The 11,445-nt window shown below is 73.2% G+C and carries 9 protein-coding genes; 5 read left to right on the top strand and 4 right to left on the bottom strand.

Annotated features, from left to right (window positions below; genetic code table 11):
- Window positions 1–2: 2 nt before the first annotated feature.
- Window positions 3–2,117, top strand: coding sequence for a hypothetical protein (locus ABZ833_RS32705; RefSeq protein ID WP_361054235.1), 2,115 nt, complete (start codon window positions 3–5; stop codon window positions 2,115–2,117).
- Window positions 2,118–2,132: 15 nt separating this feature from the next.
- On the opposite strand, the gene ABZ833_RS32700 is transcribed toward ABZ833_RS32705, so the two are convergent.
- The 4 genes from ABZ833_RS32700 to ABZ833_RS32685 all read right to left on the bottom strand — a co-directional run bounded on the left by ABZ833_RS32700 (window position 2,133) and on the right by ABZ833_RS32685 (window position 7,644).
- Window positions 2,133–3,482, bottom strand: coding sequence for a serine/threonine-protein kinase (locus ABZ833_RS32700; RefSeq protein WP_361054232.1), 1,350 nt, complete (start codon window positions 3,480–3,482; stop codon window positions 2,133–2,135).
- The gene (locus ABZ833_RS32695) at window positions 3,476–4,432 is read right to left on the bottom strand and encodes a PP2C family serine/threonine-protein phosphatase (RefSeq protein WP_361054229.1); all 957 of its coding nucleotides are present in this window, start codon (window positions 4,430–4,432) and stop codon (window positions 3,476–3,478) included. The genes ABZ833_RS32700 and ABZ833_RS32695 overlap by 7 nt, the downstream gene beginning before the upstream one ends.
- Window positions 4,429–5,088: a tellurium resistance protein gene (locus ABZ833_RS32690; protein WP_249592785.1), complete on the bottom strand. Its 660-nt coding sequence runs from the start codon at window positions 5,086–5,088 to the stop codon at window positions 4,429–4,431. The genes ABZ833_RS32695 and ABZ833_RS32690 overlap by 4 nt, the downstream gene beginning before the upstream one ends.
- Window positions 5,089–5,307: 219 nt before the next feature.
- Window positions 5,308–7,644 (bottom strand): GTPase-associated protein 1-related protein, encoded by a 2,337-nt coding sequence (locus tag ABZ833_RS32685; RefSeq protein WP_361054226.1) that lies wholly within the window; start codon window positions 7,642–7,644, stop codon window positions 5,308–5,310.
- 202 nt (window positions 7,645–7,846) lie between these two features.
- Between ABZ833_RS32685 and ABZ833_RS32680 the strand changes: the two genes are divergently transcribed.
- From ABZ833_RS32680 to ABZ833_RS32665, 4 genes are all read left to right on the top strand, one after another.
- A complete protein-coding gene (locus tag ABZ833_RS32680) occupies window positions 7,847–8,635 on the top strand; it encodes an alpha/beta hydrolase (RefSeq protein WP_361054223.1) in 789 nt (262 codons plus the stop codon).
- Complete coding sequence (locus ABZ833_RS32675; protein WP_361054220.1) at window positions 8,632–9,936, top strand: cytochrome P450; 1,305 nt, start codon at window positions 8,632–8,634, stop codon at window positions 9,934–9,936. Before ABZ833_RS32680 ends, ABZ833_RS32675 begins: the two co-directional genes overlap by 4 nt.
- Before the next feature lie 111 nt (window positions 9,937–10,047).
- The gene (locus ABZ833_RS32670) at window positions 10,048–10,887 is read left to right on the top strand and encodes a hypothetical protein (protein WP_361054217.1); all 840 of its coding nucleotides are present in this window, start codon (window positions 10,048–10,050) and stop codon (window positions 10,885–10,887) included.
- Between the two features lie 66 nt (window positions 10,888–10,953).
- Complete coding sequence (locus ABZ833_RS32665; RefSeq protein ID WP_361054618.1) at window positions 10,954–11,322, top strand: DUF1266 domain-containing protein; 369 nt, start codon at window positions 10,954–10,956, stop codon at window positions 11,320–11,322.
- Window positions 11,323–11,445: the final 123 nt, after the last annotated feature.

The raw sequence follows: 11,445 nt of genomic DNA, 5'->3' as shown, positions 1-11,445 counted from the left end.
CCATGACGAACTGGCACCCCGGCGAGCGCCCGCCGGACGACGCGGCGGGCCTGCCCCTGCCCGTGCTGCCCGCCACCCCGGCGATGAGCGGTTATCAGGCGCTGCGCGACGTCCTGCAGAAGCTGAGCTTCCGTCATGCGGCCGACGCCCTCCGTGCCCCCGCGCCCCGGCAGTCGACGCAGGCCCTGTTCGGGGCCCTGCCGAAGGCGGCAGCCGACGACGGGTTCCGCGTCCTCGACGGCCTGTGGCTCCCTGCCCGCGGCGGCCTGTGGCAGCGGGTCGACCGGGCGTACGTCCAGGACTGCGGCGCCCGGTGGATCGCCTCCGACCATCCGCGCGCCATGGACGCGGCCGCCGTCGTGACCGTCCTGGAATCCGTCCTGCTCGAAGACCCGATGGGCCTGCGCCGCATCGTGCTGTGGGAACTGTGCTGCCGCCTGAGCGACGGCGCCGCGGAGCGAGGAGCCAAGGACGGGCGAGGTGCCAAGGCCGCCTACACGCCGCCATCCGCCGCGCACGCCGTGGCCCTCGGCGTCCACCGCAGCGAGGCCGACCTGCTCGTGGCCGCCATCACCGCCGTCCGCTTCCCCGCGGCCGGTGCCGCACGGCACGCCGCCGAGACCCTCCACGACATCTGGCCGGGCACCCGGCTGCGCGAGGCCGAACGGCTCGCTCAGCTGATCCCCCCGGCGCCCACGGATCACGTACTCGCCGCGGTGCTCGGCTCGCTCCACGCCCGGTCCGACGCCATCCGTCAACTGACGCTCACCGCCGAGCAGTTGGCGGACCGGGGCGACCTCCGTGCCGCGGCGGCCGCCTGGCTCGGCGCGCTGCGGCAGGCCCGCGACGACGTGGACGCGCAGGCGGGCCTCCTGCGCGTGGCCGCGCTCCTGGCCGACGACCCCCTCACCGCCGAGGAGTCGGAGGTGACGGCCGCCGTCGAGGACCGGACCGTCCGGCTGTCCTGGCACGCCCCGAGCGAGGGCCGGGACACGGTGACGTACCGCGTGCTGCGGTACCTCGAGGACGCTCCCGAGCTCGCCGTCGAGGTGTCGGCGGGCGACACCACCCGCACGGCGGTCGACCTCGACGCCCCCACCGGACGCCCCCTGCGCTACGCCGTGTTCCCGGTGCGCCAAGGCCGCATCGCCGGGGTGCCGCGCGTCACCCGGCAGGTACTGCTCACCCCTGACGTCTCGGAGCTGCGCGTCGAAGCGGTGCCGGACGGCGTGCGGCTGCGGTGGCGGCCCGACCCCTCGACCCTGGAGGTGCGTGTCGTGCGCACGGCCTACGGCGACGACGGCCCCGGGCAGCGGGTGTTCTGCGAGCACGACCAGCTCCTGGACGCGCCGCTCGCCGTCGGCCCGTACGTCTACGAGGTCCGCTGCTGCTACTCGGGGCCCGCCGGCCGCCTGGTCCAGTCGCCGGGGCGCACCATCACCGCCCGCGTCGAGCGCTGGCCCTCACCGGTGGAGGAGCTCAGTGTGCGGCGCCTCGACGACGGCCGTGTCCGCATCGCGTGGCGGCCGCCGTCGCGCGGTGAGGGCCACCTGGTGCCGTGGTTCGCGCACCCTGTGCCGCCCGGCGCGGACGTGTCCGAGTACGTCGGCAGGCTGGCACCGCCCGACGGCGCACCGCCGACCTCCGTCGACGTGCTGCCGCCGCCCCGTGAGCGGCTGCGGATGACGGCGGTGAGCGTGCTCGGCGACCGCGCCGTCTCGGGACCGAACGTGGTCGTCGAACACCAGGGGGAGGTACGGGACCTGGAGGTGCGGCGGGTGGCCGCCGACCGCGCGGAGCTGCGGTTCGAGTGGCCCGAGCCCGCCGTGCTCACGCTCATCTCCTGGGAGGACGGCGCGCGGGGCGGTGAGCGGCGCGTGGCGCGCAGCCAGCATGTCGCGGGGCAGGCCGTGGCGCTCCAGGTCTCCCCGGCGGAGTGCCGGTTCACCGTGACCGCGCTGCCACGGCCGGACGCCGTGGCCATCGGGGCACCGTCGGCGCGGGCCGTGCTGCCCGCCGAGCCGCCACCGGCGCCGACAGCGCCGCCGGTGGCCGCCCCCTGGTGGCGGACGTGGTGGCAGCGGTGGCGTTCGCAGCGGACGCCCGCCCCCTTCTAGCCCAGCACCTGCGTTCTAGTCCCGCACCTCCGCCTCCGCCCCACCCCCGAACTCCAGGAGCAGACCCGCCCGCAGCGCGATCGTCCGCCCGGGCTCCACGTCGCGCACCGTCCCGTCGTCCTTCCGCGCGGTCCACACGTCCTTGGTGTGGTTGGTGAGCCCGAACCTGCCCCGGTTCTGGGGGTGTTCGGTCACCTCGCCCACGACGGCCCGGAAGTCGTGCCGGTCGGGGTACTCGACCAGGTGATGGGCGTAGACCCGCGCGCTCGGGGCGAGCCTGATGCCGCGCCGGGTGCGCGACGTCCCGGTGCCGGTGACCAGTTCGAGCCGCGGCGGAAGGACCAGCGTACGGCCGCACCTCCAGCAGTCGGGGGCCGCGCCGTCCGGCTGCGTGAGGTTCTGCTTGCCGCACGAGCCGCACTGGGTGATCGCGTCGAGGACCTGGCTCAGGGCGTCGCACCACTGCGACTCGCGCACCCGCTTGACCGGGGTCCGTACCCCCTCCGTGAAGGTACGGACGAACAGGTCGCGCAGGATCTGCGGCAGCGCGCCCCAGGTGGCCACCACGGTCGGCTGCTCGCCGGGCACGGGGCGGTTGCGGGCGTCGGACGGGTCGTAGACGAAGACCGGGTCGGTGCCGTACAGACGCCGCTTGGCCGCCTCGTCCATGCAGCGGATCTGCAGGGCCTGCGCGCCGTTGAACGGGTGGTCGTTCATGAGGAGCAGGAAGAGCAGCACAGCGAGCGAGTGCAGGTCGGTCTGCGTGCCCGGCTGGGCCCCCTTGTCGCGGCGGACCAGCTCGGGCGCCATGAAGTCCATGGTCCCGGCGACGGCGGCGGACTCGCCCTCCACCACCGCGTTGTCGTTGTCGCACACCAGGACGTCCCCGGTGCGCGGATCGAAGAAGATGTTGCCCCAGTTGATGTCGCGGTAGGCGATGCCCCTGGAGTGCAGCGATCTGTACGCCTCGACGGTGTGCAGCGCCACGGTGACCAGCGTGCGCATCGTCGCGGCGGACACCGAGGGGTCGCGGCGGAAGAGCGCGGGCAGGTCCTGGAAGCGTCCGGGGCGTACGTCCATCAGATAGCCGAAGCCCGGCTCCTTGCCCTCCGGGTCGAGGACTATGGCGGTGGGCCACAGGAAGCGGTCGTCGCTCCAGCCCCGTGCGATGAGCCCTTCGAGGATCTGGCGCTGGCGGGCGTCGGCCAGCTGCGGGTAGTACCACTTCAGCGCGCGATCGCCCTGCGGCGTCGTCACGCGGTAGACCTCGCCCTGGCCGCCGGAGCCGAAGAGCTCGGCGACCTTGACCTTCTCCCCCGACTCGGCCACCAGGGTCTTTCCGGCGGCGAGCATGCCGTTCACCATGCGGTTCCTTTCTCGGCTTCCTGTTCGGCTGAGCAATCGACTGCGCGGTCGGCTGCGCTTTCGGCTGAGCGATCGGCTGCGCTTTCGGGCTCAGCGGGTGCCGTGGCCGCGAGAGCGCCCACGAACGTCGTGTCGTCACCGGAGTACTTGGCGGCGCGCTCCAGCCAGTCCGCGAGCTGTGCCTGCACCGCGGGCACGCCCTGCCCCGCGGCGCGCTCGGTGACGCCGGTGGCGAAGTCCAGGAACCCCTGGTGGTCGGCGAAGCTCTTGGAGAGCCCGTCGGTGGAGATGAGCACGGCCGGCGGCGGGCCCGTGGTGAAGGGCTGCCAGTGCGACCGCATCTTGCGCCATGGCTCCGGCTCACACAGCGAGTCCGTCTCGTCCCCCATGTCGGGCCCCGTCGAGAGCGGTGTGCGCGGGGTGCCGTCCGCGTCGACGAGGACGATGTCCCCGTCGCCCAACTGCCAGCAGAAGAGCATGTGTTCGGTGAGCACGGCACCGATGAGGGTGCTGCCGTACACGGCGAGGTCGGGCCCACCGCCGACCGCGCCCGGCAGCCGGAGTCCACCGTGCGCAGGGGAGTTCCAGTCGTGCAGCAGCGCGCGCTCGCGCCAGCGGTGCGCCACCTGCTGCGGCAGCCTGCGGGCCTCGGCGCGCAGGCCGGTCCAGCCCGTCGCGTCGTCGCCGACGCGCACCACTTCCCGCGCGAAGCCCTCCGCGCACGCGGTGAACTCCTCGACGGCCCACCAGGAGCCGAGGTCGCTGCGGAAGTGCGCGGCGGAGCCGTGCCCGTCGGCCACCGTGAGCACCGCGGCGCGCCCCTGGGCCACGGAGAGGGTGCCGCAGCTGTCCTGGCTGTACTTCTTCCCGACTCCCTTGACGGTGGCGCCGAGGATGGCCCACCCGCCGGTCGTGGCCCGTGTCCGTGCCGGTGTCGATGGCCCGCTCACCAGATGTCGTCTTCGTCGTCCTTGGTCAGCGGCGCGGGTCCGAGCGGGGACGCGGGCCTGGCGTCCTCGACCTTCGGCGTCGACGCGTCCTTCACGACGGCCGTCGACATCCAGCGGATGGCCGCGGCGAGCTGGCGGGGGTTCTTCGCCTGAAGGGGCTCGAGCTCCGGGTTGGCGAGGAACTCCTTGAGCATGCTCTTGTCCGCGTCGTCACCGATGGCCACGGCGACCCGCACGGCGCGCTTGCCCCACGGCGTCGCGTCGATCTCGCGCAGGCCCGCGCGCCAGTCGTCGGTGGGCTGCCCGTCGGAGGCGAGCGCGAGCACCGGAGGCAGCGCGCGCTGCGGCATCGGCGGCGTCTGCAGGGCGCCCGCGGCGAGCTTGAACGCCGCGCCCATGTCGGTGCCGCCGTACGTGTGCACGTCCTCCCAGGCGAAGCGGTCCACCGGGGTGGGCTCACTCACGTGCCAACTGGCGCCGCTGGCAAAGGAGATGGCGCGTACGAGCAGGGAGGCGGCCGGGTTGGACTCGGCGGCCTGCTGCATCTCGGGGATGGCCTCGCGGATGGCGAAGTTCAGTTCGCCGATCTTGCCGTTCACGCCCATGGAGCCCGAACAGTCGAGCATCCAGATGAAGTGGACGGGGCGGTTGGCCATGCTGCCGCCGGGGAAATTGTCGGCGGCGGCATGGGCCTCGACGGTCACACTGGTGTCGCTGGTGTTCCTCACGCTGGTCCTCTCGCGCGTCTGTGGATCGGGAGATCGGTGGCTCAGAAGATCGGTGGGTCGGAAGGTCGATGGATCGGGAGGTCGGTGGCTCAGGGGGTCGACGGCTCGGCGGGGCGTTGGCCCAGGTGCGCGGTCCGGGCTGCCGGGTCAGCGGCAGTGGCCAGGGCCGTGGCCAGGGATGTGGCCTGGACCGGAGCCGGGTCTGGGTGGCCCTTGCGCTCCCGCCTGCCGGCTGCGCCAGGCGTTCCATTCCTGGACCCGCTGCGACCCCCGCCCGTGCGGCTGCCGGGCGATCTCCGTGGCGACCTCTCCGAGCGTCCAGGCATCCAGGTACGGCACCACGGGGGCGAGGACGCGGGTGAGCAGCTCGTCGGCGACCCGCTGCCACTCCTTGGTGACCGGGTGCCCGTGGCGGGGACGCCAGATGTTGTAGAACGCGGCGACATCGGCCGGCCGGCCCGGCAGTTCGCGGAACCGCCGCTCCCATGCGCCTTCGTCGAGGAACATCTCGCGATAGGGCCGCAGGACGTCTTGGCCCGTGCTCATCAGGAAGTCCAGGGCCGGACGGTGGCACAACTCGACGGGAGCCGCCAGGGCGAACCCCCGGCCGACCCAGGCACCGGTCCCTTCCTTCAGGACGGCACCGAGCGGCGAGGCCTGCTCGGACTGGACGCGCAGGCGCTCGACGGCGGTGCGCAGGGACAGGTGCCCATCAGCGAACTCGTAAGAGGTCATGAGGAGTTCGGCCGTGGCGCGCTGGAGCGCGGTCAGCTGCCCCGTCGCCCGCAGGTCCCTGGCGAACTGGACCAGGTCGTGGTCGACCCGCTCCGGCGACCTGAGCAGGACCGCGAGCGGGACGACGTGACCCGCCTCGACGAACAGCCGCGTCGGGCAGGTGCGGGCGAGCTCCGCCAGGTCGGTGGGGTCGGGCTGCTTGCCGCCCCACACGATCCGCCACAGCCGCTTCAGCGTCACGGGGTCGGTCACCTTCCGGCCCGGCACCAGTTCCACGAGCGCGGCGAAGAGCCGGGCGCCCCGCAGGCAGTGCGGCTGCCGCTGGAAGCGGGCACCGGCCTCGGCGAGACGGAGCACGAGCGGCGCCTCGCCGGCCTCGACGCGCCGCCGGAGCCACTCCCCCTGGGGCGAGTTGGCGAAGTCACGGAGCTTGCCCAGCTTGCCCTCGGTGAGTCCCCCGCCGAGCAGACTCAGGACCTGCCGGTTCAGCCCCGTGTGGCCGAGCGCCTCCAGGACCTCGACGGCCTCCGCGCACGCGCGCCGCCCGGGGTTGAGCAGCGCGTTGGCGAGCCGTTCCGTCGCCTTGTCCAGGCCGCGCCCGGCGTCCACGCCCAGGGCGAGCACCAGCCGCAGCGGTTCGGTCCAGGCGCCGATGGGCTGATGGAGGCCGCGCCGCAGGGTGTCGTCCGCGCGGCTGCCGAAGTCCCCGCACAGCCGCTGCCAGGCGTCGGCGTCCAGCGGGAGCCGTCGGCACGCGGCGAGGTCGGGCAGCGTGCCCTGCTGCTCGGCCACCGCCACGTAGTGCCGGACCAGGGCGAGGGCCAGCGGTTCGGCCGCCTCGGGGTCCTCGGCCCCGAGCGCACGGCAGAGTCCGTACAGCTCGTCGACGAGAGGGCTGCCCGCGTCCTCCTGCGCCACGGCCGCCGCATGGGCGCGCACGACGTCCCGGCGGGTGTCGTCCGACAGGGCCGCCAACTGCCGCATGTCGAGGGTCGGACGGGTCAGGGCGAACGGGTCGTCGCCCTCGCACGGCGGCTCGGGCGGCGTCCCCTCGATCCACTGCCGGGCGGTCACCTCGGCCCATGGGTCGGGGATCGGGGTGCTTCCCTGGCCGCCGAGCCCGTCGTGCACGCGGTAGAAGTGATCGAGCGTGGGCCCGTCGAACCGGTCGAAGTCCGCGTCGGGCCCGATGCCGAGGATCTGCTGAGGCGCTCTGCGCGGCTGTGCGGTCCACGTACTGAACGTGAGCGATGCGGCGTACCCGTCGGGCAGCGAGGCACAGGCGAGGGCGACCCAGCAGGCCACGGTCTCGGGGGCGGACTCGGCGATGACGATCTGCCGACCGGCCCGCTCGTCGAACAGACGGCGTACGTCGGCGAGGAAGGGTTCGACGCGGGGAGCGTGCGCGCGGGCGAAGACGACCAGTCCCTCGGGGGCGACATCGCCCAGGGGCAGGGACAGGGGCAGTTCATCGGTGCCGTCCGCGTACGCCACGTCGACGCGGTGCCCGGCGGGCGTGCTTCCGGGTGGCCCGGCGACGGTGTGACAGAGGAGCCCCGCGCCGTCCGGAAGTCTGCTGCGGCTGAGACCTTGACGGTGTCCGACGGCCAGCACGAACGCCGTCAACTCCGGGGATTCGAGGGTCTGTTCCTTCTCCTGCTCCTGCGGTCCCGCCGGTGCGGGGATCAGACGGACGGCTCCGGTGTCCGGCTCCTCGTCGAGCCGGTAGCTGAGTCGGCGGATGGCCATGCCACATTCTGACCAACCGCATGCCCCGATCGCAGGCCGTCCGCCAAGTTTCCCCTCTTCACGGGGATTCACCCGGCTCCCCCGCGCCCCGCATCCGGTTGACGCCATGCGCTCTTGCGGTACGGGGGCGTTGGGGCCACGGTGGTGCGCGGGCCGCCACCGAACGGCCCGTCTCCTGACGCTGACCCTGATCGGAGTCGACGTGGCCTCCTTCGCGCTTCCCCATACCCTCCTGGGCGACGGCCCGCACAAGGTGATCGCCGTGCACGGCTGGCTGGCCGACCGCTCGGCGTACGCGCCGGTGCTCGCGGACCTGGACCTCGCCTCGTTCCAGTACGCGGTGCCCGACCTGCGCGGGTACGGGGAGGCGAAGGACGCGGGCGGCGCGTACACGGCCTCCGAGGGGGCCGCCGATGTCGTCGCCCTGGCCGATCGACTCGGCTGGGACCGGTTCTCGCTGATCGGCCACTCGATGGGCGCGAGCGTCGCCCAGCGGGTCCTCGCGATCGCCCCGCACCGGATCCGCAGGCTGGTCGGCGTCTCGCCCGTGCCCGCGTCCGGCCTCGACCTGCCGCCCGAGCAGTGGGAGCTGTTCTCCGAGGCTGACCGGCTGCCGGAGAACCGCCGCGCGATCATCGACATCACCACCGGCGGGGTACGGCCCGCGGCCTGGCTCGACCGCATGGTGGCGCGCTCCCTGGACGTCAGCGACGCCAAGGCCTTCCGCGGCTGGCTCGACTCCTGGGCGCGGGAGGACTTCCACGACCGGATCGAGGGCTCGACCGTGCCGGCGCTCGCGGTGGTCGGGGCCCTCGACCCCGCGCTCGGTGCGGATCTGATGCGCCGGACGTGGCTGCGCTGGTACGCGCGCGCCGAACTCACCGAACTCCCCGCGTCGGGCCACTACGCGATGGACGAGACGCCGCTCGCCCTCATCCGCGCGGTGGAGGATTTCCTGCGGGCGGACGGCGGGGGCAGCGGCGCGTCATGAACGCGGGCACCTCGTCCCGAGGCAACGCGGGCACCTCGTCCCGAGGCGGTGAAGTCGCCGCGATCCCCGACGTGTTCGACCCGCGGCAGTACGCGGCCGGGGTCCCGCACGACCGCTACCGCCTGCTCCGGGACCTGCACCCCGTCGCCTGGCAGGAGGAGCCGCGGGTGCTCGACTGGCCGTCCGGACCCGGCTTCTGGGCGGTCACGCGGCACGCGGACGTCGTCCGTGTCCTGAGGGACTCCACCACGTACTCCTCCCACCTGGGCGCCACGCAGATCCGCGATCCCGACCCGGACGACCTGCCGTTCATCCGCCGCATGATGCTCAACCAGGACCGCCCTGACCACGGCAGGCTGCGGCGCCTGGTCAGCCGCGCCTTCACGCCGAGGCGCGTGGAGCGCTTCGAGTCCCTGGCCCGCGACCGGGCCCGCGCCCTGCTCGCGACGGCGGCGGACCGGGCCCGTGACGCCGACGGCACCTGCGATCTCGTCACCGCCGTCACCGACGACTACGCACTGCTCAATCTCGCCGATCTCCTCGGCGTCCCCGAGAGCGATCGCGGCATGCTCCTGCACTGGACGCAGCGCGTCATCGGCTACCAAGACCCGGACGAGGCAGGCGAGTCGGTCCGCGGCCCGGACGGCAGGCCGGTCAATCCGCGCTCACCCGCGATGCTGCGCGACATGTTCGCCTACGCGCAGGACCTGGCGGCGCACAAGCGCCGCGAGCCCGCCGACGACATCATGACCACCCTCGCGACGGATCCCGAACTGACGGGCCCGGAGCTGGAGATGTTCTTCTTCCTGCTCACCGTCGCGGGCAACGACACCGTGCGCAGCGCGGCACCCGGCGGCCTGCTCGCGTTCGCCGAGCACCCGGACGCGTACCGCCGCTTCCAGGCGGGCGAGACCCCGGTCGCCACGGCCGTGGACGAACTCCTGCGCCATCACCCGCCCGTCCTCACGTTCCGCCGCACGGCCACCCGGGACACCACCCTGGCGGGCCGGGCCATCGGCGCCGGGGACAAGGTGGTCGTCTTCCACGCCTCCGCCAACCACGACGAACGCGTCTTCACGGACCCCCACCGCCTGGACCTGTCCCGCTCCCCGAACCCCCACGTCTCCTTCGGCGACGGACCGCACGTCTGCCTGGGCGCACACTTCGCCCGTCTCCAACTCGGCGTCCTGTACGAGGAGTTCCGCGCCGCACGGCCCACTCCGTCCCAACTGGCGGGCCCGCCCCGGCGCCTGGTCTCCAACTTCATCAACGGCCTCAAGTCGGTGCCGGTACAGATGTAGACGCGCATGCGGGCACGCGAATGGCCCCGCGGAGACATCGGATACGGTTCAAGATCCGCCCCGATGCCCTCCGCGCGCACCCGCGCGCGCCACCCACGACGGAGACCCCGCATGCACGGCGCAGCCGCCCCCGCAGCCGAGGACGAGTACCACGACGACGTCTTCCCGAACGTCGACGCCCCCGACGACGGCACCCCCTGGCAGGCGCCCGCCGACCTCGAAGAGCACCTGTACGAACTGTGCGAGGCCGACGACGGGTACACGTATCTGCGGGCGATAGCCATCACCGGCCTGTACCGCCCGGTGTCGGTGGCGGACATCGAGCCGGGCGCGACCGACCGCCCGGTCCTCACCGTCGACCTCCCCGACGGCCGCCGCATCGCGCAGATGTACACCGTCGGGCTGCTCCCCCGCCCGCACCCCGAGGTGGTGTACGAGTTCGTCACGCTCGGCACGCTCGCGGCCGAACTGCCGGACGACATCGACATCTTGGTGGTCAACGCGGCCACGCCCTGCCAGCAGTTCTACCTGACGACCGAGGAGGAGCGGGACGTCTGGGCGGACCTGCACGCGGACCACTACGTCGACGGCCGCCTGCACGACCGCATCGACACGCGCCGCACCGGCGCCCCCGAGTCCCCGGTCCTGCTGCACGGACTGGCCTGCGGCGCCCATCTCTGCTTCGCCAACGGCGACGCCTGGAACACCCTCGACTGGCACGGCGCGGGCCACAACTCCGAGGTCGAGCGCCTGGCGGAGTGGTGGGGCGTGCACAGCCGCGAGGACTGGCTCGGCACGCAGGAGCGGCTCCTGAGCCGTGAAGTCAGCCCGTGGTACTGGGACTTCGTGCTCGGCGCCCGTACGTCGCTGATCGAGCAGTTCGGCCCGCGCGTCGACCCGGAGCTGTGGCGCCAGTGCGTGGAGGTGACGATCCGCAACCGCATGGCCTAGAGCGGCGGGCCCGAGTCGCCGCACAAGCCGGGCGACGACCCCGACCTCGACGACTTCGTCGCGGCGCTGCGCGGTCTCGTCGGGAAGGTCATCCGCTACGAGTCCCGGTTCCGCGCCGACGACCTCCTGCCGCCCGACGGCCATGTCCGCACGGTCGCGGCCTGGGACATCGGCCGCGCGTCGAAGATGGCCCGCTGGGGCCGGGGCGCGCGGTACGCGTCCCACGCGGAGCTGGAGACGGCGATCGAGCGCGCGAGCCGCGAGGCACGGTCGGCGTACACGTCGTGGGAGGAGTTCTCCGCGGGCTACGTCCTGGGCCGCTGCCTCCACTTCGACGAGGAGCAGTTCGGCGACTGGTACACGACGGTGCTCCAGGCCCATCGCGAGCTGGTCTCGGATCCGGACAGCCCGTGGCTGACGGTGCCGTTCGCGTGATCCGGTGACCCTCTGATCCGGTGACCACCCTCTGATCCGGTACCCCTCCGCCGCCGGACGTGACCCCTCCGCTCACCTGAGCACCCCGCATCACAATCTGGTCTCACTGCCCCTCCAGGGTCT

Source organism: Streptomyces sp. NPDC047525, from assembly GCF_040643025.1.
Lineage (GTDB): Bacteria > Actinomycetota > Actinomycetes > Streptomycetales > Streptomycetaceae > Streptomyces > Streptomyces durmitorensis.
Note: the sequence above shows the minus strand (reverse complement) of the source record. Positions and strands in the feature narration are given on the sequence as shown.

Coding starts and splice junctions, on each gene's coding strand:
- ABZ833_RS32685 (WP_361054226.1), bottom strand. CDS start 7,644: ATGGCCATCCGCCGACTCAGCTACCGGCTCGACGAGGAGCCGGACACC.
- ABZ833_RS32700 (WP_361054232.1), bottom strand. CDS start 3,482: ATGGTGAACGGCATGCTCGCCGCCGGAAAGACCCTGGTGGCCGAGTCG.
- ABZ833_RS32705 (WP_361054235.1), top strand. CDS start 3: ATGACGAACTGGCACCCCGGCGAGCGCCCGCCGGACGACGCGGCGGGC.
- ABZ833_RS32670 (WP_361054217.1), top strand. CDS start 10,048: ATGCACGGCGCAGCCGCCCCCGCAGCCGAGGACGAGTACCACGACGAC.
- ABZ833_RS32690 (WP_249592785.1), bottom strand. CDS start 5,088: ATGGCCAACCGCCCCGTCCACTTCATCTGGATGCTCGACTGTTCGGGC.
- ABZ833_RS32675 (WP_361054220.1), top strand. CDS start 8,632: ATGAACGCGGGCACCTCGTCCCGAGGCAACGCGGGCACCTCGTCCCGA.